Consider the following 23,744-nt stretch of genomic DNA (forward strand, 5'->3'; position numbering starts at 1 on the left):
ACACTCCAGATGTCGGACCGTTTCCGCGAGAACGTCCGACATCTGGAGTGTCGGCCCCCGAAGTGGCACGGCCCGCGGGCGGTTCCTGGGCGGTATCGGGCGGTATCGGGACGGTTCCGGCGGGCGGAGCCGGCGGCGGTCCGCGCGGCGGCTGTGGACGGCCGGCCACGGTGTCGGCGCCGGTGGCTACGCTGGAGGGATGCGTCGATCGAATGGGGTCCCTGAGCCTGTCGAGGGGCCGTATGACGACGTGCCCTACCCCGACGACCCCTATGACGACCTCCCGCCCGAAGAGCTCGACTGGGTGCCGCCGGAAGACGGCTGGGAGCCGCCGCTCGACTGGGGCTCGGGTCCGATGACGCCGGCCGCGACAGGCGGACGCGCCCCGGCATCCGGAATCGCGCCGTCGAAGTTCCCGACGCCGATCGAGGCGCTGCGCACGGTCTTCGGGTACGACGCGTTCCGCGGCGATCAGGCCGCGATCGTCGACCACGTCGTCGGCGGGGGAGACGCCGTCGTGCTCATGCCCACCGGCGGCGGCAAGTCGATCACCTATCAGGTGCCGGCGCTCGTGCGCGAGGGCACCGGGCTCGTGATCAGCCCGCTCATCGCGCTCATGCACGACCAGGTCGACGCGCTGCGCGCGAACGGGGTGCGGGCGGCGTATCTGAACTCGACGCAGGCGCCCGACGAGCGCCGCGAGGTCGAGCGCGCGTACGTCGCCGGCGAGCTCGACTTGATCTACGTCGCCCCCGAGCGGCTGTCATCGGCACAGACCACGCAGCTGCTGCAGCGCGGCGCACTCAGCGTGATCGCCATCGACGAGGCGCACTGCGTGTCGCAGTGGGGGCACGACTTCCGACCCGACTACCTCGCCCTCGGTGATCTCGCCGAGCGGTTCCCCGGAGTGCCGCGCATGGCGCTCACCGCCACCGCGACCCGCGCGACGCACCGGGAGCTCACCGAGCGCCTGCAGCTGCCGACGGCGCAGCACTTCGTCGCGAGCTTCGATCGCCCGAACATCCAGTACCGCATCGTGCCCAAGGTCGAGGTGCGCCGGCAGCTCGTCGACTTCATCTCCTCGACCCTTCGACCGGCTCAGGGGCCCAGTCCTCAAGGCTCAGGTATCGTCTACGCCCTCAGCCGCAAGTCGGTCGAGCAGACGGCCGAGCATCTGGCATCCAAGGGTTTCGACGCACTGCCCTACCACGCCGGCCTTCCCGCCGAGGTGCGCGCGGCGAACCAGGCCCGGTTCCTGCGCGAGGACGGCGTCGTCATGGTCGCGACGATCGCGTTCGGCATGGGAATCGACAAGCCGGATGTGCGCTTCGTCGCGCACATCGATCTGCCGAAGTCGGTCGAGGGGTACTACCAGGAGACCGGTCGTGCCGGGCGCGACGGCGAACCGTCGGTCGCGTGGATGGCGTACGGGCTGGGCGACGTCGTGCAGCAGCGCCGGATGATCGACCAGAGCCCCGGCGATCGCACCTTCAAGATGCGGATGGGGCAGCACCTGGATGCCATGCTCGCGCTGTGCGAGACCGTCGCCTGCCGGCGGCAGAACCTGCTGCGCTACTTCGGGCAGGACAGCGACGCCTGCGGCAACTGCGACACCTGCCTCGAGCAGCCCGACACCTTCGACGGACTGGTTCCCGCGCAGAAGCTGCTGTCGACGATCGTGCGGTTGAAGCGTGAGCGCAACCAGGCGTTCGGTGCCGGGCACCTGATCGACATCCTGCGCGGAGCCTCGAACGACCGCATCCGCAAGATGCGCCACGAGCAGCTCGCCACCTACGGCATCGGCGCCGACCTGTCCGACCAGGACTGGCGCAGCGTCGTGCGGCAGCTGCTGGCGAGGGGCATCCTCGTCGCGCAGGGCGAGTACGGCACGCTCGCGCCGGGGGAGGCGGCGGCCGGCGTGCTGCGCGGCGAGACCGCCGTGCCGCTGCGAAAAGACACCATGGGGCGCGCAGGCGGTTCGTCGCGCGTGCGCAAGGCGCCGGCATCCGCCTCGCTGGATGCCGAAGACCGCGACCTCTTCGAGGCGCTGCGCGCCTGGCGTGCGGCGACCGCCCGCGAGCAGGGTGTGCCCGCGTACATCGTGTTCGGCGACGCGACGCTGCGCGCGCTAGCGGAGCATCGACCGACCACCGTGTCGGGTCTGGGTGGCATCAGCGGCATCGGCGAGAAGAAGAGGGATGCCTACGGCGCCGCCGTGCTCGAGGTGATCGCGGCGCACTGACAGGGTCGTGGCCGGAGTCGCGCGGTCGATGTCGGAAGAAGTGCGCTCATTTCGTGTTGATCTGACCGGCCAGCAGCACGACCCCCAGCCCCACAAGCAGCAGGGAGAGCGGCAGCAGCACCCAGCGACGTGTGATCGCGGCGGCGACGGTCGTCGCGCTGCACACCAGCGTGATCACCAGAGCCGCCGCGCGCATCGCATCCGCCGCTTCCTGCTCCATCCCCTGCCCGGTGAGCGCCAGCCGCAGCCCGGAGCTGAACAGCTCGAGGACGATGAGCACCCAGCCGATCGCACCCAGCGCGACGGCGGTCCAGCAGATCGAGACGCACCACCGTCTGAGCCGCTGCGTGCGCACCGCGCGCTCGTCGTCCATGCGCACACCGTAGCCGCCGTCACCCGGTGCCCGGGCTCGCCTGGCTCGGAGAGCGTCGTCGTTCGTTATCGTGTTGTGATCTTTTGTGCCGGGATCGACCCACCACCCCGACGCTACAGACCGGCCATCGCATGACCAGGTGTGCTGGAGCACGGACCCGGATCTGCGCACACGCGATGCGCTGATGCGGCGATGTCGCGAGCACCGCTGGATGCTTCACTCGCCTCGCAACTCGAACGCCCAACCGAACCGGCGCACACCGGGGCGCGCCAGCACACCCGAATCCGGCGGGCACGCCTTCAGCCGGCGAACTCCTCCGCGTGCACCCGCGCCGTCGTCGCTCCGCGCAGCAGCTTCGACACCGGGCAGCGCGCATGCGCGCGAGCCAGCAGATCCGCCGTCTCGTCCAGCGTCAGATCCTCCGCCGACAGAAACGTGTCGACGTGGAATTCGTAACCCGGCCCCTCCGACGCGTCGTGCAGCTCGACCTCGATCCGCACCGCCGTGCGGCGCTCGCGCTTCACCAGCGCCTGCGCCGTCGCGTTCAAGCACGTCGACCACGCCAGCGCCAGCAGCTGCTCGGGGTTCGAGGCATCCGGGTCGGGGTCCGGCGCCAGGGGTGACGCCACAGCGACCTCCATGCCGCCGGTCACGCGCGCCGTGCCCGTGCCGCCGTCGCCGTTGATCGCTTCCGTCCGGTACCTGAGGCTCATAACCCAACTATAATTTGGATCACGTACAGAAAAGGCCGCTCGGCCTGCCCTGGGGCCCTGACAGACGGCCCGCCACCACCGCACCTGAAAGACACGATGGCCACCGACCTGCCTGCGATCGTGGAGTTCCGCCACGTCACCAAGCGGTTCCGCCCCGCCACCGACGAACGCCCGGCGCTCGACGACGTGACCCTCAGCATCCGGTCCGGCGAGATCTTCGGCATCATCGGCGAGAGCGGCGCGGGCAAGTCGACCCTGCTCGAGCTGATCAACGGACTCACCCGCCCGACCGGCGGCGACGTGCTCGTCCGCGGCGCGTCGGTCGCGGACCTCGACGGCGCGGCCCTGCGCTCCCTCCGCCGCGGCGTCGGAGTCGTGTTCCAGGGCGTCCACCTGCTCAGCAACAGCACCGTGCGCGACAACGTGCGCCTGCCGTTGCGTCTCGCCGAACGCGCCGCGCCGGGCAGCGCCGAACGCGCCGCGCCGCGCTTCCCGAAACGCATGACGGCGGCGCGACAGCGCGATGCCGTCGACGAGATCCTCTCGTTCGTCGGCCTCGCACACCGCGCCGACCACTTCCCCGCCCAGCTCTCCGGCGGCGAGCGCCAGCGCGTCGGCCTCGCCCGCGCCCTCGTCTCGAAGCCGCCGCTGCTGCTCTGCGACGAACCCACCTCATCCCTCGATGCGTCGACGACCGCCGACGTGCTGCGCGTGCTCGCCGACGCCCGCGACCAGCTCGGCACCACGGTCATCGTCATCACCCACGACCTCGACGTCGTCAAAGCGATCTGCGACCGCGCCGCACTGCTCGAGAACGGACGCCTGCGCGAGCTCTTCGAGATCGACGCCGCCGGGCCCCGCTCGCTGCCGAGCTACTACGAGCAGGTCAAGCGAGAGCTGACGGCATGACCTGGCTGACCGACCTGCTCGCCGAATACGGTGCCGACATCGCCGAGTCGATGGCCGAGACCGGATACATGGTGCTCGTCTCGCTGCTCGCCGCGGTGCTCATCGGCCTGCCGCTCGGCACCGTCGTGTACCTCACCGAACGCGGCGGCATCGCCGAGAACCGCGCCGTCAACACCGTCGCGAACCTGTACATCAACATCGTCCGCTCGTTCCCGTTCCTGCTGCTCGTCGTCTTCCTCATCCCGTTCACCCGTGCGGTGATCGGCACGAGCTTCGGCACCCAGGCGGCGACCCTGCCGCTCTGCTTCGTCGCCGTGGCGATCTACGCCCGCCTCACCGAGCAGATCCTGCGCGAGATCCCCGCGGGCATCTCGAAGGTCGCCGTCGCGTCGGGCGCGACGGTGCCGCAGGCGGTGTTCCGGATGCTGCTGCCCGAGGCGCGCTCGGGACTCGTCTACGCCCTGACCTCGGCCGCGATCAGCCTGCTGTCGTACTCGACGGTGCTGGGCGTCGTGGGCGGCGGCGGCATCGGCGACTTCGCGATGCGCTACGGCTACCAGGTCTACAACGACAACCTCATGTACCTCACGATCGTCATCATCATCGTCTGCGTGCTCGCCATCCAGGCCGTCGGGCACCGCACCTCGGTGCGGCTCGACCACCGCTGAATCCCGCATCCGGAACCTCATTGAAACGGAAGACACCCATGAAGAAGTCACGCCTCGCCTTCGCCGCCGCCGGTCTCGGCCTCGCGCTCGCCCTCACCGCCTGCGCGCCGGCAGCAGATGAGAAGACGGATGCCGGTGCCGGCGAGCCCACCGTCCTCACGGTGGCCGCCGTGCAGGCGCCGATGACCGACGTCGTGAAGGCTGCGGGCGAGGCGATCGACGACGGCTACGAGATCAAGCTCGTCGAGGTCGCCGACTACATCACCGCGAACACGATCCTGAACGGCGGCGACGTGTACGCGAACTTCTCGCAGCACGTGCCCTACATGCAGACGTTCAACGAGGGGAACGACGCGAACCTCGTCGGCGTGCAGCCGGTGTACAACTTCGTCATCGCCTTCTACTCGAAGACGCTCGACGACATCGCCGACCTGCCCGAGGGCGGCAAGGTGGCCATTCCCGACGACCCGTCCAACACCGGCCGCGCGCTCAAGCTGCTCGCCGCGAACGACGTCATCACCCTCGACCCCGAGGTCGACCCGTATGCGGCGACCGTGAAGGACATCACCGAGAATCCGAAGAACCTCGAGTTCGTGCAGGTGCCCATCGCATCGCTGAACGCCGCGTACGAAGAGGCCGACCTCGTCTTCCAGTGGCCCTCGCACATCAAGGCGCTCGGCCTCAACCCCGACGACGACGGCCTGATCACCGAGCTCGACGACCGGTTCGCGCTGAACCTCGTCGTGCAGCAGAAGGACGCCGATTCGAAGGCGACCAAGGCCCTCGCGAAGGCGTTCACGAGCGACGCGGTGCGCGAGGTCATCGAGGGCAACGGCACCATCACGACCGCCTGGTGATCCCCGGAGACGGTCGCCGACTGTCGCCAGGTGACAACGGGAGGCGCGGTCGGCGCCGGATGCCCTTGTGCATCCACCACAGTCGACTTCGCCTCTCGTTGTCGGACTCCTACGGTTGAAGGACACCTGCTCCTTTCTGAGAGGAACCGCCATGGTCGACGCAGCCATCCGTCCCACCCCTGCCGCTGACGCCCCCACCGCGGCGCCGGCGCCCCACACGATCGACGTCGATCGAGTGAACGAGCTTCTTCTCGGCACCTGGGCCGAGACCCGCCGCGAGGCCCGCGAGATGATCAAGGACCCGGCCTTCTGGCGCGACGACAGCCTCGCCAAAGACGCGCACCGCGAGCGCGTGCTCTCGCAGCTGCACCTGCTCGTCGAGAACCGTGCCGTGCACCGCGCCTTTCCGAAGCGCTTCGGCGGCGAAGAGAACAACGGCGCCAACATCGCCGGATTCGAAGAGCTCGTCGCGGCCGACCCGAGCCTGCAGATCAAGTCGGGCGTGCAGTGGGGACTGTTCGGCTCGGCGATCCTGCAGCTCGGCACCGAGCAGCACCACGAGAAGTGGCTGCCCGGGGTGATGGACCTGTCGATCCCCGGCGCCTTCGCGATGACCGAGATCGGTCACGGCTCCGACGTCGCCGCGGTGGGCACCACCGCCACGTACGACCCCGAGACCGAGGAGTTCGTGATCAACACGCCGTTCCGCGCGGCGACGAAGGAGTACCTCGGCAACGCCGCCCTGCACGGCATCGCGGCGACGGTGTTCGCGCAGCTGATCACCAACGGCGTCAACCACGGCGTGCACTGCTTCTACGTGCCGCTGCGCGGAGACGACGGCAACGACCTGCCCGGCATCGGCCGCGAGGACGACGGGCTCAAGGGCGGGCTGAACGGCATCGACAACGGCCGCCTCAGCTTCGACCACGTGCGCATCCCACGCACCAACCTGCTCAACCGCTACGGCGACGTCGCCGCCGACGGCACGTACACCAGCGAGATCGAGAGCCCCGGACGCCGGTTCTTCACCATGCTCGGCACCCTCGTGCAGGGGCGCGTCTCGCTCGACGGCGCAGCGTCGTGGGCATCCGCCCTCGGTCTGCACATCGCGATCACGTACGCCACCCAGCGCCGCCAGTTCGACGGCGCGAACGGCGAAGAGACCGTGCTGCTCGACTACGGCAAGCACCAGCGCCGGCTGCTGCCGCGCCTCGCCACCACATACGCGCAGATCTTCGCGCACGACGAGTTCCTGCAGAAGTTTGACGGCGTCTTCTCGGGCCGCACCGACACCCCCGAAGACCGCGAAGACCTCGAGACCCTGGCCGCCGCGCTCAAGCCGCTGTCGACCTGGCACGCGCTCGACACCCTGCAGGAGGCACGCGAGGCCTGCGGCGGCGCCGGGTTCATGTTCGAGAACCGTCTGGTCGGCCTGCGCGCCGACCTCGACATCTACGTCACCTTCGAGGGCGACAACAACATCCTGCTGCAGCTGGTCGGCAAGCGTCTGCTCACCGACTTCGCGAAGCAGTTCAAGGGCGCGGATGCCAGGAAGCTCGCCCGCTACGCCGTCGGTCAGACGGCCGGCAAGGTGTTCCACGGTGCGGGGCTGCGCGCCCTCGGCCAGGCCGTCGCCGACTTCGGCCAGGTCGCCCGCTCGGTCGAGCTCGGCCTGCGCGAAGAGCAGCAGCACGAGCTGCTCACCGAGCGCGTGCAGCAGATGGTCGCCGACATCGCCGGACGCCTGCGCGCCGCGGGCAAGGACAAGGTGCTCGGCGAGAAGCTGTTCAACGAGAACCAGGCCGAGCTGATCGAGGCCGCCCGTGCCCACGGCGAGCTGCTGCAGTGGGAGGCGTTCACCGACGCCATCCGCAGGATCGACGACGCCGGCACCCGGCAGGTGCTCACCTGGCTGCGCGACCTGTTCGGCCTGTCGCTGATCGAGAGGCACCTCGCCTGGCACATGATCAACGGCCGCCTGTCGACGCAGCGCGCCGCCGCGGTGTCGAGCTACATCGACCGCCTCTGCGCGCGCCTGCGTCCGCACGCCCTCGAGCTCGTGCAGGCCTTCGGTTACGAGCCCGAGCACGTGCGCGCCCCGATCGCGAGCGGCGTCGAGCAGCAGCGCCAGGACGAGGCCCGTGCGTACTACGCCGCGCTCGAGGCGTCCGGCGAGGCGCCCGTGTCGGAGAAGGCTCTCAAGCAGAAGAAGCGCTGAGCCAGAAGAAGCGCTGAGCGCCTCGCGCGCAGATGTGCGCCTGCCGCGGACGGATTCTCGGATCCTGTCCGCGGCAGGCGTCTTCCTCCGCCGGTAACGTGGCGGCATGGCATCCCTCCTCACGGCGTCTGACGGACGCGCCCGTTGCGCCTGGGTCGGCGACGACGCCGAGTACCGCCGCTACCACGACGAGGAGTGGGGCCACCCGCTGCACGGCGACCGCGCACTGTTCGAGAAGATGGCGCTCGAGGGGTTCCAGGCCGGGCTCAGCTGGATCACGATCCTGCGCAAGCGCCCGCGGTTCCGCGAGGTGTTCGCCGGGTTCGACCCCGCAGCGGTCGCCGCATTCGGCCCCGACGACGTCGATCGGCTGATGACGGATGCCGGCATCATCCGCAACCGGGCCAAGATCGAGGCCACGATCTCGAACGCCGCGCTGGTGCGAGACATGGCCGAGGGGGAGCTGGATGCCCTGATGTGGTCGTTCGCGCCGCAGGCATCCCGCCCCCGACCGCGCGACTTCGCCGACGTGCCCGCGGTCACGGCGGAGTCGACGGCGCTCAGCACGGCGCTGCGCGCCCGCGGCTTCCGGTTCGTGGGGCCGACGACGATGTACGCGCTGATGCAGTCATCCGGGATGGTCGACGATCACGTCGAGGGGTGCTGGCGAGCCTGACTCGCCCTCCGTCTCCGCAGCCGGAGCGCGGAGTGCCGACCGGATATGATCAACGCCGGGGGGTGTCTTCCTGCGCCTCGCGCCTAGTGAGGGAGGGACTCGTGGCGAAGCGCATCACGTCGCCGCCTCCCACGCTGGCCGGCTACAGCTACGTGCGGCCCCTCGGCTCGGGCGGGTTCGCCGACGTGTTCCTCTACGAGCAGGACATGCCCCGTCGCGTCGCCGCCGTGAAGGTGCTGCTCGCCGACGCCGTGAACCCCGATGTGCTGCGCGCGTTCAACGCCGAAGCCGACATCTCGGCGCGGCTCAGCGCGCATCCGTCGATCGTCACGATCTACCAGGCGTCGATCTCGGCCGACGGACGCCCGTACTTCGCGATGGAGTACTGCCCCGACACGATGAGCGCCCGCTACCGCACGGCGCCGCTGCCTCTGGCGGAAGTGCTCGACACCGGCGTGCGCATCGCCGGCGCGCTCGAGACCGTGCACCGCGCGGGCCTGCTGCATCGCGACATCAAGCCGTCGAACGTGCTGATCAACTCACTCGGCTCTCCGGTGCTCGCCGACTTCGGCATCGCCGCCGCGGTGGTGGATGCCGGTGAGAGCGACGTCTTCGCGATGTCGGTGCCGTGGAGCTCGCCCGAGGTGCTGCAGGAGCGTGTGACCGGGTCGGTGCCGAGCGAGGTGTGGAGCCTCGCGGCGACGCTGTACACGCTGCTCGCCGGGCGCAGCCCGTTCGAGCTGCCCGACCGCGAGTCGAACTCCCGAGACCAGCTGCGCCAGCGCATCATCCGCGCGCGCTACACGCCGATCCCGGGTATGCCGCCGATCATCGATCAGGTCCTCGCCACGGCGATGCATCGCGACCCCGCGCAGCGCTTCCCGACCATGGCTGCCTTCGCCGATCGCCTGCGCTGGGCCCAGTACGAGCTCGGCATCGCCCCGACCGCCTTCGAGGCTGCATCCGCCGAGTGGGCGGCCGCGGCTCCCGTCAGCTTCGCGGATGCCGGTCACCGCGGACCCGTCATCACCACCGTCGCCCCGGACTCCCGACGCGCCGCGCGCGCCGAGAAGCAGCGCACGAGCCTCCGCGACCGCGACGATCTTCCGGCCCCGACCCGCACGCGCTCGCCGTGGACGGCGGGCGTCATCGGCGCGCTCGTCGGGGCGGCCGCGATCGCGACGATCGGCGTCGTCGTGCTCACCGTGACCGGGATCCTCTGATGGCGATCGGCAGACAGGCGCAGCCGGCTGCGCCCGCACGCTCCCGCGGGCGTCTCATCGCCTGCATCGCCGGGGCCGTCGCCGTGCTGGTCGTCATCGTGCTCGCCGTCACCGCGCAGGGCTACCAGGCGCAAGAGGTCCCCCGCCTGGAGTCGTCGGTGTGGGTGATGCGCGAATCGGGCCAGTACGCACGCGTCAACACCGAGCTCGCCGAGATCGACACGGTCCGGTCGGCGGATTCGCCCGAAGCGGTCTGGCAGAGCGGGCAGTCGGCAGTGCTGTTCAGCCAGGGCGGCCGGCAGCGCTGGGACATCGATCCGGCGAGTCCCGGCGATCTGCTCGCGGATGCCGGAGACGACGGGGCCCCGTCGGCATCCGTCCCCACTCCGGCCGGCACCCGCCAGATCGTCTCGGCCGGGTCTTTCGTCGCCTACCGCACCGACACCGGCCAGGTGTCGGTGTCGTCGCTCGATCCCGGAGCGGCGACGGCGCTGGTCGACCCGTTCGCCGAGGTCGAGGTCGAACAGGGGGAGGACCGGCCGACGTACGTCGCCGATGCGATCGGTCTCTCACCCGCCGGCCTGCTCGCGCTGTACTCCGCCGACGAGGGCGCCGTGCGCCTCTTCGACGTCGGCGAGCATCGCTTCATCGGCGCGCAGTCGCCGCTCGCTGCGGCTCCGGACGGCGACGCCGACCTGGCCATCGCGGTCGTCGGCGAGCGCTGGGCGCTGCTGCAGCGCGGTGCCGGCAGACTGTGGATCGCGGGCCGTGACGACGCCGTCGAGGTCGACATCGCCGAAGACGCGGTGCTGCAGGGTGGCGCCGCACGCGGCGACGACGTGCTGATCGCCGACTCGAACGGGCTGGTGTCGGTGACGCTGCGCAGCGGTGAGGTCGAGCGCCTCGCCGACGCCGACGGCGTGCCCGCCGCCCCCGTCGTGGTCGGCTCGACGCGATACGCGGCGTGGGTCGATACGGGTTCGGCGACGCTGTGGTCGGACGGCGACGTCACCGCGCTGACCGTGCCCGGCGCGGCGCTCGAATCGGCTGACATCCAGCCGGTCTTTCGCGCCAACGGCGATCGCGCGGTGCTCACCGAGCTCGCGACCGGGCTCATCTGGACGGCTCCCGACGGCCGGCTGGTGCCGCTCGAGCAGTGGGATGTCGACGACGAGACGCAGGAGCAGGAGGGCCGGGTCGTCGTCGAGGACGTCGCCGAGCAGCTGCCGCCGAACGCGGTCGACGACACCTTCGGGGTCAGGCCGGGGGAGCAGGTCGTGATGCCCGTGCTGCTGAACGATCACGATCCGAACCGCAAGGACGTGCTCACGATCGACGCGTCCTCCATCGAGGGCGGACTCGCAGACCCCGCGTTCGGCGAGCTGTCACTGGTGGGCAACGGTCAGTCGCTCGTGGTCGACGTGCGGGCGACATCCGGCCAGACCACCTTCAGCTACACGGTGACCGACGGCGCGGCGGTGTCGCAGCCGGCGACGGTCACGCTCACTGTGGCCGCAGACGACGCGAACACGGCGCCCGTCTGGTGCGGCGTCGACGGCTGCCGGCAGGACTGGCCGTCTCCCGAGCTGCTGCCCGGGGGCAGCACGATCGTGCCGGTGCTCTCGGGATGGGTCGACCCCGAGGGCGACCCGTTCGTGCTCAGCGACGCGTACGAGGTCGACAGCGCCGCTCCCGTCATGGTCGTGCCGACCGCAGACGGGCGCGTCGCGATCCGGCACACCGACCCCAACGCGGCGGATGCCGTGATCCCCGTCACGGTCATCGTCGCCGACTCCCGTGGTGCCGCCACCGAGAAGACACTCGAGGTGCGGGTGAGCAGCAGCCCCGCGATGCAGGCCTCGCCGGTGGCGATCACGGCGCGCATCGGCGAGCCGCAGGTCGTGCGCATCGGCGATCATCTCACCGGGGGATCCGGCTCGTACCGGCTCGTCGACGCGGTGCAGACCGCCGCGACCGCCGAGGGGATGACGGTGGTGCCGAACACGGCATCCGGCGACGTCGAGGTGATCGTCCCCGAAGCGGGCCAGTACGTCGTGACGTACACCGCGCAGGACACGACGACCCAGGCCGAGCAGTCGGCGGTCATCCGGATCACCGCCGTCGACGGTGCCGCGTCGCTGAGCATGGCGCCGGTGACCGCCTTCGTCCGCGAGGGTGAGGACACGACGGTCGACGTGCTGCGCGCCGTGCAGAACACGAGCGGACGCGTGCTGATTCTGGCCGGGGCGGTGAGCGCGACCCCGCAGCTGACGACGAACGTGGTCGGCAACGAGCGTCTCCGCGTCAGCGGCACGACCCCCGATGGCGAGCCGGGTGTCATCGGCAAGGCCACGGTGACCGTGGCCGACGGGTCGGGGGCCGCGGTCGAGGGGACGGTGACGGTCTTCCTCGCTGCGCCGTCGACCGTCATCCGGCCGATCGTGTTCCCCGACGCCGTCACGGTGCGCGCCGGTGCCCTGACGCGGATCGACGTCACCGCGAACGACGTCGCGCCGCGCGGAGAGCCGCTGATCGTGCGACCCGACGTCGGCGGATCCGACCAGGAGGGCGAGCTCGTGTTCGCCGACGGCGGTGCGTTGCGCTACCTCGCACCGGCCACCCCCGGCACGTACCGCCTGACCTACGCGGTGTCGCTCGAGCGCCGCCCTGAGCTCTTCGACAGCGGATCGGTGACGGTGACCGTCGTCCCCTCCGGCACCAACCGCGCACCGAATCCGCCGCCGCTCACCGGACGCGTGCTGAGCGGGCAGACCGTGTCGCTCACCGTGCCGGCGAACGGCGTGGATCCGGACGGCGACCGCGTGACCCTCGCGAGCGTGGATCAGCCCGATCGCGGCCGGGGGACGGCCACCATCTCCGCCGCCGGTGACGCGATCGTCTATCGCGCCCCTGCCGGCGGGGTGGAGGGCGGGCAGGTGACGTTCCGGTACTCGGTCCGCGACTCGCAGGGCGAGACAGGCTCGGGCCGGATCCGCATCGGCGTGCTCGACGCAAGGGTGACGGATGCCGCGCCCGTCGCGTACAGCGACTACGTCCGCGTCGAGGCGGGCTCGGCGACGCCCGTGGTGCTGCACCCCGCGGCGAACGACTCCGACCCGGGGCAGGGTGAGCTCGAGATCGTCGATCTCGTGCCCAACGCCCCCGCGGTGCCCGGCAACCCGCTGCACGCGCGACTCGACGCGCTCATCGACCCCGCCACGTCGCTCGACGACGGACGGATCGTGCTGCGCGCGGGTGACATCGCGGGCACGAATTCGTACCTCTACACGGTGCGCTCGACCCGCACGGCGAGCACCGCGCAGGGACTCATCGTCGTGTCGGTCACCGACGGCGCCGTCGTCGATCAGCCGGTCGTCTCCGACACGGTGCTCACCGCCCGCGACCGGGCCGAGCTGGCGTCGGGCGGCATCGACGTGCTCGGCGACCGCGTGCAGTGGGCGTCGGGCGACGTGCGGTCGCTGAAGCTGAGCCTGTGGGGCGATGCCCGCGGATACACGGTGAAGGGCAGCCGGATCATCGGCACGGCCCCGCAGGACGGCGATCTCGTGCCGTTCCAGGTCACCGGCACGTCGCCTGCCGGGCGCGACGTCGTCGGGTACGGGTTCCTGCACATCCCCGCGTTCGACGACATGCGCGTGCAGCTGAAGCAGGGTGTGAAGCCGGTGGTGGTCGACGAGGACGCCTCGAAGACCTTCGACGTGCGCGAGCTGCTCGATCTGCCGGCATCCGACGATGTCGACCTCGGCGACGGACCGTTCCTCACCCAGCGTGCGGCCGCCGGCTGCACCGCCGGTTCCGGCACGACGGCGGTGTACGCGGCGGGACGCGACGCCCCGTGGTCGGACAGCTGCCTCGTCTCGGTGCGCCTCGACGGGCAGCGCGCCTGGTCGTACGTCGACGTGCCGGTGGGCATCCGCCCGTCGGCGCCGCAGCTCGTGCTGTCGTCGATCTCGCACACGGTCGCTCCGGGTGCCACGACCGACATCGACCTGTACACCGGGATGGCCTCGTGGGAGGGCGGACGCGAGGGCGACCGCTCGTCGCTGCAGTACCGGATCGCGTACGCGGGACCGTCCTTCATCGTCACCCAGCAGGGTGCGACGCTGAGCGTCGAGGCGCGAGCGGATGCCCGCTCCGGCGCCGTCGAGCAGGTCACCGTGACGGTCCCGTCGGACGGCGAGCCGACGGCCGTGCTGCGACTCGTCGTCGGCGCTGCGCCCCCCGACGCCCCGCGTGGCGCCACCCTCACCCGGCAGTGCGTGGTCACCAGCGGCGGATGCTCGATCGACGTCGTCGATGTCGCCGGCGAGTACGACCCGTTCGCGGGCAAGCCGGGAGCCGGACTGCAGCTGGTCTCGCTGGGCGCCGGAGCCCGTTGCGACGTCGCCGCTCTCACGGCGGCGAACAGCCGAGCCGTCACCGTCAGCTGGCCGGCCGGCGGCCAGGCGCCCGGCGGCCAGTGCACCGTCCCGTTCACGGTGGCCGACGCCCAGGGCCGCACCGGCGGGGGCACTCTCACCCTCGACCTGCAGGGCTTCCCCCAGCCGCCGGCGAGCCTGACGACGATCGGCTTCGGCCGATCGAGCGTCGAGCTGGAGGTCGCGCTGGGCGAGGCGGCGCGTGCGCATCCGTCACTGACCGGCGTGACGATCCTGCGCGACGGCGCACCGGCGGGCGCCGCCTGCCGGCCGGCGGGCAGCGCATACCGGTGCACGGTGAACGGCCTGGTGAACGGGGTGCCGCACGCGTTCACGGCAGCGGCGGTCAACGCCGTCGGAACGTCGGCGACCACCTCGGCGCACACCAGCTGGGCGTACCAGGCGCCCGAGATCTCGAACGCCACCGCGACCCCCGTGTACCGGCACGGCAGCAGCGACCGCGGCAAGGGAGTGGTCTCGCTCGCCGTCACCGCGGCGAACGACGCCCGCGCGTTCCGGGTGGCCGAGACCGGTGACGTGATCCAGCGCACCGGGGCCACCACGACCGCCGAGCTGAAGCTGGCTCCCGGAGCGCAGACCATCACGCTCGTGCCGGTCAGCCAGTTCCAGCCGCCCACCGGCGGTGGCAACGAAGGGGCCTCGTACCCCGTCTCGGTCACGGTCGCCGGCGCCCCGTACTTCGATCCCGCTCAGACCCAGGCCACCGCCGTGTCGAACACGGCCGTGAACGTGTCGGGCATCGCGCCGCAGGCCAACGGCAGCGCCGAGCCGCTCGAGGTCGTGTACCTGGCGTGGCGATCGGGCAGGGTGACATGCAGCGCCGACGATTCCGGTGCCCTGCAGGTCTCCGGAGCGGACGTCACCTCGTCGTCGCCGTCGCTGCAGGGTCTCGAGGCGTACCAGGCGTACAACGTGAAGGCCTGCGTGTCGAACGGCTACGGCGTCGCCGAGTCGACCACCGCGCGGGTGTTCACCTTCACCTTCGTCGACGGCCCCGGCGGCGACACCACGTACAAGGTCGGCGAGAACCCCACCCGTCACGGTGATCGGTACTCGTACCCGCTCGCATCGGCACCCGCGATCGACGTCGAGCCGGGCTTCGTGGCCCAGTACCAGATGTACGGGTCGTGGCGCGGCGACTTCACGCTGAGCGCGGACGCCTCCCCGGGGCAGGTCCGCGCCCGGGCCTGCCACGCGACCGAGACCGAGCGATGCTCCAACACCGTGAACATCACCGCCACCACGGCGCCCACCATCGTCGAGGTCGACTTCGCACAGTGCCTGCCGGTCGCCGACCCGTCCGCCGCCGTGCGGGTCTCGTCCGCCGCGCGCGGCTCGTACCGGGTGATGTCGGTCGAGCTCGCCGACGAGCCGGGCTCGTTCGACGTGACGCTCTCGTGGAACGGCGCGTACGCGACGCTGTCTCCGATCACCCAGAGGATGACCGGATGCCCGTGACCTTCGGCGGCGCACCCGCCGCCCGCCCCCGTCGAGAGGATGCTGCATGACCATCGCCCCCGAACAGGCCTCCTGGTTCGCCGAGACGTTCTCGCTCCTCTCCGAGAACGTCGAGCAGGCCATCCTCGGCAAGCGGCACGTGATCGAGCTCGTGCTCGCGACCGCGGTGACCGGCGGCCACGTGCTGCTCGAGGACTTCCCCGGCACGGGCAAGACCGCGCTCGCACGCTCCATCGCCCAGACGGTCACGGGCACGAGCACGCGGATCCAGTTCACCCCCGATCTGCTGCCCGGCGACGTGACCGGCATCACGGTGTACGACCAGAAGGCGGGCGAGTTCGAGTTCCACGCCGGTCCCGTGTTCGCCAACATCGTGCTCGCCGACGAGATCAACCGGGCGAGCCCGAAGACCCAGTCGGCTCTGCTCGAGGTGATGGAGGAGGGAACGGTCACGGTCGACGGTGTCAGCCGGGCCGTCGGCTCGCCGTTCGTCGTGCTGGCCACGCAGAACCCGATCGAGCAGGGCGGCACGTACCGACTGCCCGAGGCGCAGCTCGACCGCTTCATGATCAAGACCTCGATCGGCTACCCCGACGACGCGGCCACGATGCGGATCCTGCAGGCGGCCCCCGAGGCGCAGAAGAAGCTCGCGCCGCTGGTCGGCACCGACACTCTGCTGACGATGGGCGAGATCGCCAGGGGCGTGTACGTGAACCCGCTGATCTCCGACTACATCATGCGCATCGTCGATGCGACCCGCCGGGCATCCGAGGTGCGCCTCGGTGTCAGCGTGCGCGGCGCGCTCGCCCTGTCGCGGCTCGTGATGACCTGGGCGGCGAAGAGCGGACGCACGTTCGTCACCCCCGACGACGTGCGCGAGCTGGCTGTGGTGGCGCTCGCCCACCGCCTCGTGCTCGAACCCGAGGCGGAGTTCGACGGGGTCACGGCGGTCGCGGTGATCGGGCAGATCCTGCTCGACGTCGACCCCCCGCGCGAGAACGGCACTGCGTGAGCTTCAGCACCGAATCGCGGATCACGAGGACGGCGGCGCGCACCAGCACGTCGACCCGCACCTCCACGGTCACGCGGTACTCCACCACGACGCAGCGCGGTGCCGTCCGCGGTGCGGTGTCCGGCCTGCGCCGGACCGCGCGCGCCCTGGGTCGGGCAGGCCGCATGGCCACCGCGTGGGTGCAGGAGACGGTGACCGCCGCGGGCGCGCTCGTCGTGTGCGCACTCGTGCTCGGGGTCGCCGCCGGACTGGCCTTCGGATGGGTGGAGGCATGGGCGGTCGCCGCGATGTCGCTCACGCTGCTCGTGCTCTGCATCCCGTTCGTGCTGGGTGCGCACGACTACCGCATCGGACTCGCGCTCGACCGTGACCGCGTGGTGGCCGGCTCCGAGATCGCGGCGACTCTCGATGTGCACAACCACGGCACGCGCCTGTCGCTGCCCGGCGTCGTCGACGTGCCGGTCGGCGACGGGCTGATCGAAGCGCATGTGCCGCTGCTGCGGCCGGGCGCGCAGCACGGGGAAGAGCTGACGATAGCCGCACACCGCCGCGGGGTGATCGACGTCGGCCCGATGACCATCACTCGCGGCGATCCGATCGGACTGCTGCGCCGTGAGCTCAGCTGGCCCGACGTGCAGCGCATCCACGTGCATCCGGTGACCGTCGCCATCCCGAGCACCGCAGCCGGTCTCATCCGCGATCTCGAGGGCACGCCCAGCACCACGCTCGTCGATGCGGATCTCTCGTTCCACGCGGTGCGCGAGTACGTGGTCGGCGACTCTCAGCGCCACGTGCACTGGAAGTCGACGGCCAAGACCGGCCGGCTGATGGTGCGTCAGTATGAGGAGTCGCGCCACGCGCGCATAGCCGTCCTGCTCGACCTCGCCGCCGACTCGTACGACGGCGACGACGAGTTCGAGAACACGGTCAGCGCCGCGGCGTCCCTCGCCCTGCAGGGCGTGTTCGAGGGCCGCGACGTGCTGTTCGCCGTCAGCGGGATCGTGTCCGAGCACGACGCCACGACGACGCAGTCGATCCGGACGCTGTCGACCCTCACCCCGCGCACGCTGCTCGACGGCACGTCGACGCTCGATCTCGCCGACGACGTGATGCGCCTCGAGGCGGTCACCGCGCTGACCGCCCAGGCCTACCCCGACCTGTCGATCGCCTTCCTGCTGACCGGATCGCGGATGCCGACAGACCGGCTCCGCCGTGCCGCCGTGCGGCTGCCCGCGGCGGTCGAGGCGGTGGCGGTGCGCAGCGAGCCGGGCGCGGAGCCGACGCTGCGCAACGCCCGCGAGCTCTCGGTGCTCACGCTCGGCGCGCTGGGCGACCTGCCGAAGATGCTGGCCAGGGGAGCGCTGCGATGAGCGGGACGGATGCCGCCCCGCGGGCCCGCCGTCGACCGCCGGCCTCGCGTGCCCTGACCCTATGGGCTCTCGCCTACCTGCTCGTCGGAGTGGCGCTGACGACCGCCGCCGCATGGCCGGTCTACGAGTCGCCGCGAGCGATCGTCGTGACCGCGACGGGTGGACTGATCGGCATCGCCGTCGGGCTGCTCGTGCGCACGCGCCGGGTCGGGCCGGTGCTCGGCACCATCGCGGTGGTCGGCGCCTACCTGGTGCTCGTCGTGCCCCTCGCGGTGCCTTCGGGCCTGACCTCAGGTGCCGCGTTCGGTGCGGCGCTGCGTGACGCGGTGCTGGGGGTCGTCGTCGGCTGGAAGCAGATCCTCACCCTCGCGCCACCGCTCGGCGACTACCAGGCCGTGCTCGTCCCGCTGCTGGTCGTCAGCCTGTTCGGCGCGTTCCTCGCGAGCCTCCTCGCGCTGCATCCCGGTCGGCGCGCGGCGGCTGCGGTCGTCGTGGTCGCCGGGATGAGCGTGTTCGGTATCGCGTTCGGCCTCTCGGCGCCGAGCCCGACGATGACGCTGGGGCCCGTCTCGATCCCCGCGCCGCGGGAGCTGGCCGTCGGTGTCGCGCTCTTCACGGCATCCCTCGCCTGGCTGATCGGACGAGCCCGGCTGCAGCGTGCTGCCGCTCTGCGCGCTGTCGCCGCTCGCGGCGTCGCACGCCGCGGCACGCCGCTCTGGCCGACCGTGCGTCGTCGTCTGCTGGCCGGCTCTCTCGTGGTCGTCGCGCTCGCCGCGGGCGCGCTCGTCGCCCCTGCGGCGGCCGACTGGTCGGATCGCTCGGTGCTGCGCGATGCGGTCGAGCCGATGATCGTCGTGCGCGAGCAGCCCAGCCCGCTCGCCGCGTACCGGTCGTGGTTCGCCGGCGATCGCCTCGACGCGACCGTGCTGAGCGTCGACGGCGCCGCGGGCGCGATCGACCGCATCCGGCTGGTGACGCTCGACCGGTACGACGGTCAGGACTTCCACGTCTCACCCGAGGCCCGCTTCAGCCGCCTGCCGCGCACGAGCGCGCCGGGGCCGGGCAGGTCCGAGCTGGAGATCACGATCGGCGACGCGTACCGCGGCATCTGGATGCCGGTGCCGGGCGCCCTCGTCGCGGCGCCGCAGTTCGCGGGAGCGCGTGCGGACGTGCTGGCCGACGGCTTCCACATCGACGACGGCGGCGACACGGCCATCACGATCGCCGACGCGCCCGACGGCGGCAGGGGTCTGGTGCCCGGAGATCGCTACACCGTGCTCGCCGAGGCCACCACCGCAGATCGTGATCGCTTCTCGACGGCACAGGGTGGCGAGTCGCTGCTGGATGCGCAGGCGCACCCCGAGCTCGTCGACTGGGCCCAGCTTCAGAAGCAGCCGCGCACCGGCGCGGGGTATCTCGAGCTGATCGACCGGCTGCGCTCGCGCGGCTACCTCAGCCACGCTCTGCTCGACGACGCGGCCGCCGCCGGGTGGATCACCGACCTGAAGTCGGAGGGGTACTCGTTCGCGGCCAGCTACGCGGGGCACTCCTCGGCCCGCGTCGAGGAGGTGTTCGCCTCGCTGCGCCGGCAGGAGGTGAAGGTCGGCCCAGATGCGTCGCCCGAGATGCTCGTCTCGGCGGTCGGCGACGACGAGCAGTTCGCCGCAGCGGCGGCCCTGCTGGCGCGGTACTGGGGTCTGGAGTCGCGGGTCGTCATCGGCGCGCGCCTCGCCACCGCCGAAGAGGTTCCCGGAATCGCACCGTGCACCGATGTCTGCACCGGCGCCAGCATGAGCGCCTGGGTCGAGGTGCGCGCACCGGGAGCCGAGTGGGTCGCCGTCGACGTCACACCGCAGTTCGCGCTGCTGCCCAGCACGATCACCGAGGGCGAGCAGCTTCCCGAGCATCCGACGATCCCCGAGCAGCCCCGCAGCGAGGCCCTCGACCCGCCCCAGGCGCAGAACGACTCGCAAGCCGATGCGGCGCCGCTCGAGCACAGCGACTCCCCGCTGCTCGGCGGGTTCCTGCCCGTCATCCGCACGATCGCGATCAGCCTCCTCGCGGTGCTGCTGCTCGCGCTGCCCCTGCTGACCCTGCTCATCGCGAAAGCGGTGCGTCGGCGCCTCCGCCGCACCGTTGACGATCCCGAGCTCGGTCTCGTCGGCGCCTGGGAGGATCTGGTCGACCTCTACGTCGACAACGGTGTGGCGATGCCGGGTGACGGCACGCGGGTGCAGCGTGCCCGGTCCGCGGGACGGCCGGCGGCCGAAGAGCTCGCCCGACTCGTCGACACCGCCGTCTTCGCTCCGCATCCGCCTGCCGAGGCCGATGTCGCGAGCGCGTGGGCGATCGTCGACCGCGAGCGGTCGGAGATCGAACGGGCCGCCCGACGGTGGCAGCGGCTTCGCAGCCGTCTGCGCATGCGGTCGCTGCTCGAGCGGATCCGGCCGCGCCGGGGATCCGTGTTTTCGGTTCGCAGGCCGGTGCTCGATACGCTCACAGTGGCCGGCGCGCGCCGGCAGGAGGAGGACGCATGATTGCGCTCGCAGACCCGCGCTCGTTCGCGACGGTGGCCGGGCCGGGGACGCCGTTGCCGATCGTCGTGATCGGCATCGCTCTCATCGTGGGTCTGGGCTGCTACCTCTGGTACGCGATCGCCCTGTCGAAACTGTTCGCGCGGCTGGGCGAGGAGGGCTGGAAGGGCTGGATCCCCGTCCTCAACGAGGCGACGATCCTCACGCTCGGCGGCAAGCCCGCCTGGAACGCCGTGCTGCTGTTCATCCCGATCGTGCAGCTGTACGGGCTGTACGTGAAGATCGTCGCGGTGCACCGCATCAACAGGCGATTCGATCGCGGAGCCGGCCTGACGGTGTTGGCCGTGCTGCTTCCCCCGGCGTGGGCCACCGTGCTGGTCGTCGGGCCGCTGCCGTACCCCGAAGGTGATCGGCTGGCGGGAATCCGTCCTGGTCCTCTGCGCAAGCCCGCGGATGCCGGATCCGCCGATTCGCACGAGTTCCTGGCGCCGCCGATCCTGCCGCCCGGGTCGGTCGCCCCTCCCGCACCCGCCTATGGCGGGGGTGGGGCCGTGCCGGGCGTCTCCGGGGCGCCCGCTCATGCGTCGTCGTCGGTCGTCCCGCCGCTTGCGCCTCCGCTCGAGCCCGCTTCGGCGGCTGGCGCGGCTGCCCCGGCCGGTCGGCCGCCGGCACCTGAGCCCGTCGGCGGCTCGGCGCCTCTGATCGAGTCGGTTCCGTGGACGTCCGGGCAGCCGGGGGTCACGGCACCCGCACCGCCGCCTCCTGCGGCAGCGCCTGGGGCACCCGCACCGCCTGCCGCATCCATCCCGCCGGCTGCTCCGGCTCCGGCTCCTGCGGCATCGGCTCCGGCTCCGGCACCCGCGCCGCCTGCCGCATCCGTCCCGCCGGCTGCTCCGGCGCCGGCTGCCGAGGCCGCACCGGCCACGCCTCTCGTCCACCCGGCGCCGGCGGCTCCTGCCGCTCCCGCGGCAGGTTCCGTGCCGTCCGACTTCGCGACGGCCGACACGGTCGACGCACCGCCCGCCGTGCTGCGCACCAGAGGCACCGCCTCGTCCTTCGCGCCCCCGGCGGATGCGTCGAGTCGTTCCCCGGTCACCCGGGCCGACCTGGCCGCGCAGGTCCGCCCGGCGCCGCTGACGACCCCCGCCCCGCCTGCACCAGCCGCAGCAGCAGAAGACGACGACGAGGAGTTCGACGCCACGGTCGTCGTGTCCCGCCGACGCGGAGCACGACGCGTGCTCGTGCTCGACGATGGTCGGCGTTTCGCGCTGTCGGCGACGAGCATCGTGATCGGCCGCAACCCGGAAGGACAGCCGGGCGAGCAGCGCCTGCCGATCCCCGACCGCACGCGCACCCTCTCGAAGACGCACGCCCGGCTGGTCGTGCAGGGCGACGAGTGGCGCCTCACCGACCTGCAGTCGACGAACGGCGTCGTCGTCGTGGCGGACGACGGCGCCGAGACGCTGCTCGATCCCGGTGAGAGCGTGATCGGCGCCGGGCGCTTCATCCTCGGCGAGGTCGGGATGCACGTGGCCGTGGAGTCCGCTTCGTGACGACCGGCGTGGTGCTCAACGTCGCCGCGCTCACCGACGTCGGCCTGAAACGGGCGATCAACGAAGATGCGGTGCTGGCGCAGTCGCCGGTGTTCCTCGTGGCCGACGGCATGGGCGGGCACGAGGCCGGAGATCAGGCCAGCGCCGCCGTGGTCGAGGCGTTCGCCCCGCTGGCGGGATCCCCCGTCTCGATGGAGGGGATCGGCGCGGCGCTGGCTCGCGCGAACGAGTCGGTGTCGGCGATCTCGGCGCAGCACGCCCGCGGTGCGGGAAGCACCGTGGCGGCGGTCGCGCTGGTCGAGCACGACGGCGCGCCGCACTGGCTGGTCTTCAACGTCGGCGACTCCCGCGTGTACCGCCATCACGGCTCGACCCTCGATCAGCTGACCGTCGACCATTCCCTCGGGCAGGAGCTGGTGGATGCCGGCGAGCTGCGCCCCGAGCATCTCGCGAACTTCTCGAAGCGCAACGTGATCACCCGCGCGGTGGGCGCGGCCGACAGCGTCGCCGACAGCTGGCTGGTGCCGGTGGTCGACGGCGAGCGGCTGCTGATCTGCTCCGACGGGCTGAGCGGCGAGATCAGCGACGAGAGCATCCGCGCCACCCTGACGATGTGCGGCCGGCCCGAGACGGCGGCCGATGCTCTGGTGCGCCGCGCGAAGGAGGCCGGTGGCCGCGACAACATCTCGGTGATCGTGATCGACGTGGTGGCGGGCGGCGCGGTGGGCGCGTCGGACGGCACGACCGACAGCCGCCTGCCGTCCGGACCGCACACCGAGTCGATGCTCGAGAGCACCACGGTTCCCGTGCGGAGACGCAGCTGACATGGTCGAACGCGATCCCGACTCCGCGACGGCCGGAGGGCTGACCCGCCGCGCGCGTCGCGGACGCGACGCCGACGTCGACCCGCGCGAGGCCGAGGCCCCCGCTGCGCCGCCGGAAGAAGACGCGCCCGACGAGCGCACCGTGGTGATCGACCGCGGCGAGGCCGACGAGCGCACGGTCGTGATCGAGCGCGGCGGCGCAGACGAGCGCACCGTGGCGATCGACCGCCGGGCGACGTCGCATGCCGCCCCCGCGGCATCCGGAAACGATCTGTCGACGGCCGACACGGTCATCGTCAGACAGCGGCATCCGCACTCCGAACCCGATCTGTCGACCGCCGACACGGTCGCCGCACCGCCGCGTCGCAGCCAGACCGAACCGGCACCCGCGATCTACAAGCCGCGTCCCGCACCGATCGTGCCGCGCCGGCCGCCGGCCGTCGTCGGCGGCGCGGCACCGACGCGCGACACCGACGCCGTTCGGGCCTCGGTCATGCGCCGCGACCGCCGGACGGGGATGGTCGCCGTGGCCGCGGTGGCCGTCTCCTGCGTGGTCTCCGTGGCGGGTCTCGGCGGCTTGGCCGTCGCGCTGCTGAGCTGACGCACGCTCGGCGCATGGGGATCTCTCCCCATGGGGAGCCGGAACACGCCCGA

16 protein-coding genes are annotated in these 23,744 nt (G+C 71.6%); 14 read left to right on the forward strand and 2 right to left on the reverse strand.

The window, feature by feature from the left end; genetic code table 11:
• Nucleotides 1-199 precede the first annotated feature (199 nt).
• Nucleotides 200-2,242, forward strand: coding sequence for a DNA helicase RecQ (gene recQ / locus ACWIDW_RS08645; RefSeq protein WP_454124526.1), 2,043 nt, complete (start codon nt 200-202; stop codon nt 2,240-2,242).
• 46 nt (nt 2,243-2,288) lie between these two features.
• On the opposite strand, the gene ACWIDW_RS08650 is transcribed toward recQ, so the two are convergent.
• Both ACWIDW_RS08650 and ACWIDW_RS08655 read right to left on the reverse strand, forming a co-directional pair.
• The gene (locus tag ACWIDW_RS08650; protein ID WP_454124528.1) at nt 2,289-2,615 is read right to left on the reverse strand and encodes a hypothetical protein; all 327 of its coding nucleotides are present in this window, start codon (nt 2,613-2,615) and stop codon (nt 2,289-2,291) included.
• 299 nt (nt 2,616-2,914) lie between these two features.
• Nucleotides 2,915-3,328 carry an OsmC family protein gene (locus ACWIDW_RS08655; RefSeq protein WP_454124530.1) on the reverse strand — a complete coding sequence of 138 codons (414 nt, stop codon included), beginning with the start codon at nt 3,326-3,328 and terminating at the stop codon, nt 2,915-2,917.
• Nucleotides 3,329-3,424: 96 nt separating this feature from the next.
• On the opposite strand from ACWIDW_RS08655, the gene ACWIDW_RS08660 reads away from it, so the two are divergent.
• The 13 genes from ACWIDW_RS08660 to ACWIDW_RS08720 all read left to right on the forward strand — a co-directional run bounded on the left by ACWIDW_RS08660 (nt 3,425) and on the right by ACWIDW_RS08720 (nt 23,691).
• On the forward strand, nt 3,425-4,237 hold the full coding sequence (locus ACWIDW_RS08660; protein WP_454124531.1) for a methionine ABC transporter ATP-binding protein: 813 nt from the start codon (nt 3,425-3,427) through the stop codon (nt 4,235-4,237).
• Nucleotides 4,234-4,905, forward strand: a complete 672-nt coding sequence (locus ACWIDW_RS08665) for a methionine ABC transporter permease (RefSeq protein WP_454124532.1) — start codon at nt 4,234-4,236, stop codon at nt 4,903-4,905. The genes ACWIDW_RS08660 and ACWIDW_RS08665 overlap by 4 nt, the downstream gene beginning before the upstream one ends.
• A 38-nt stretch (nt 4,906-4,943) precedes the next feature.
• Entirely contained in the window at nt 4,944-5,762 is an 819-nt protein-coding gene (locus tag ACWIDW_RS08670; RefSeq protein WP_454124534.1) for a MetQ/NlpA family ABC transporter substrate-binding protein, read from the forward strand.
• A 151-nt stretch (nt 5,763-5,913) separates the two neighbouring features.
• Nucleotides 5,914-7,980, forward strand: coding sequence for an acyl-CoA dehydrogenase family protein (locus ACWIDW_RS08675; protein ID WP_454124536.1), 2,067 nt, complete (start codon nt 5,914-5,916; stop codon nt 7,978-7,980).
• Nucleotides 7,981-8,086: 106 nt separating this feature from the next.
• On the forward strand, nt 8,087-8,656 hold the full coding sequence (locus ACWIDW_RS08680) for a DNA-3-methyladenine glycosylase I (RefSeq protein WP_454124537.1): 570 nt from the start codon (nt 8,087-8,089) through the stop codon (nt 8,654-8,656).
• A gap of 101 nt (nt 8,657-8,757) precedes the next feature.
• The gene (locus ACWIDW_RS08685) at nt 8,758-9,879 is read left to right on the forward strand and encodes a serine/threonine-protein kinase (protein ID WP_452322469.1); all 1,122 of its coding nucleotides are present in this window, start codon (nt 8,758-8,760) and stop codon (nt 9,877-9,879) included.
• Complete coding sequence (locus ACWIDW_RS08690; protein ID WP_454124539.1) at nt 9,879-15,797, forward strand: Ig-like domain-containing protein; 5,919 nt, start codon at nt 9,879-9,881, stop codon at nt 15,795-15,797. Before ACWIDW_RS08685 ends, ACWIDW_RS08690 begins: the two co-directional genes overlap by 1 nt.
• Nucleotides 15,798-15,843: 46 nt before the next feature.
• Nucleotides 15,844-16,809, forward strand: a complete 966-nt coding sequence (locus ACWIDW_RS08695; protein WP_452322467.1) for an AAA family ATPase — start codon at nt 15,844-15,846, stop codon at nt 16,807-16,809.
• Nucleotides 16,806-18,179, forward strand: coding sequence for a DUF58 domain-containing protein (locus tag ACWIDW_RS08700; protein ID WP_454124541.1), 1,374 nt, complete (start codon nt 16,806-16,808; stop codon nt 18,177-18,179). The genes ACWIDW_RS08695 and ACWIDW_RS08700 overlap by 4 nt, the downstream gene beginning before the upstream one ends.
• Nucleotides 18,176-20,716, forward strand: coding sequence for a transglutaminase domain-containing protein (locus tag ACWIDW_RS08705; protein WP_454124543.1), 2,541 nt, complete (start codon nt 18,176-18,178; stop codon nt 20,714-20,716). Before ACWIDW_RS08700 ends, ACWIDW_RS08705 begins: the two co-directional genes overlap by 4 nt.
• The gene (locus ACWIDW_RS08710; RefSeq protein ID WP_454124545.1) at nt 20,713-22,266 is read left to right on the forward strand and encodes a DUF5684 domain-containing protein; all 1,554 of its coding nucleotides are present in this window, start codon (nt 20,713-20,715) and stop codon (nt 22,264-22,266) included. The genes ACWIDW_RS08705 and ACWIDW_RS08710 overlap by 4 nt, the downstream gene beginning before the upstream one ends.
• Nucleotides 22,263-23,090: a PP2C family protein-serine/threonine phosphatase gene (locus ACWIDW_RS08715; RefSeq protein ID WP_454124546.1), complete on the forward strand. Its 828-nt coding sequence runs from the start codon at nt 22,263-22,265 to the stop codon at nt 23,088-23,090. The genes ACWIDW_RS08710 and ACWIDW_RS08715 overlap by 4 nt, the downstream gene beginning before the upstream one ends.
• Before the next feature lies 1 nt (nt 23,091).
• Nucleotides 23,092-23,691, forward strand: a complete 600-nt coding sequence (locus tag ACWIDW_RS08720; RefSeq protein ID WP_454124548.1) for a hypothetical protein — start codon at nt 23,092-23,094, stop codon at nt 23,689-23,691.
• The last annotated feature ends 53 nt before the right edge of the window (nt 23,692-23,744 follow it).

This window comes from Microbacterium sp. NPDC055312, assembly GCF_053645675.1.

Coding starts and splice junctions, on each gene's coding strand:
- recQ (WP_454124526.1), top strand. CDS start 200: ATGCGTCGATCGAATGGGGTCCCTGAGCCTGTCGAGGGGCCGTATGAC.
- ACWIDW_RS08650 (WP_454124528.1), bottom strand. CDS start 2,615: ATGGACGACGAGCGCGCGGTGCGCACGCAGCGGCTCAGACGGTGGTGC.
- ACWIDW_RS08655 (WP_454124530.1), bottom strand. CDS start 3,328: ATGAGCCTCAGGTACCGGACGGAAGCGATCAACGGCGACGGCGGCACG.
- ACWIDW_RS08660 (WP_454124531.1), top strand. CDS start 3,425: ATGGCCACCGACCTGCCTGCGATCGTGGAGTTCCGCCACGTCACCAAG.
- ACWIDW_RS08665 (WP_454124532.1), top strand. CDS start 4,234: ATGACCTGGCTGACCGACCTGCTCGCCGAATACGGTGCCGACATCGCC.
- ACWIDW_RS08670 (WP_454124534.1), top strand. CDS start 4,944: ATGAAGAAGTCACGCCTCGCCTTCGCCGCCGCCGGTCTCGGCCTCGCG.
- ACWIDW_RS08675 (WP_454124536.1), top strand. CDS start 5,914: ATGGTCGACGCAGCCATCCGTCCCACCCCTGCCGCTGACGCCCCCACC.
- ACWIDW_RS08680 (WP_454124537.1), top strand. CDS start 8,087: ATGGCATCCCTCCTCACGGCGTCTGACGGACGCGCCCGTTGCGCCTGG.
- ACWIDW_RS08690 (WP_454124539.1), top strand. CDS start 9,879: ATGGCGATCGGCAGACAGGCGCAGCCGGCTGCGCCCGCACGCTCCCGC.
- ACWIDW_RS08695 (WP_452322467.1), top strand. CDS start 15,844: ATGACCATCGCCCCCGAACAGGCCTCCTGGTTCGCCGAGACGTTCTCG.
- ACWIDW_RS08705 (WP_454124543.1), top strand. CDS start 18,176: ATGAGCGGGACGGATGCCGCCCCGCGGGCCCGCCGTCGACCGCCGGCC.
- ACWIDW_RS08710 (WP_454124545.1), top strand. CDS start 20,713: ATGATTGCGCTCGCAGACCCGCGCTCGTTCGCGACGGTGGCCGGGCCG.
- ACWIDW_RS08720 (WP_454124548.1), top strand. CDS start 23,092: ATGGTCGAACGCGATCCCGACTCCGCGACGGCCGGAGGGCTGACCCGC.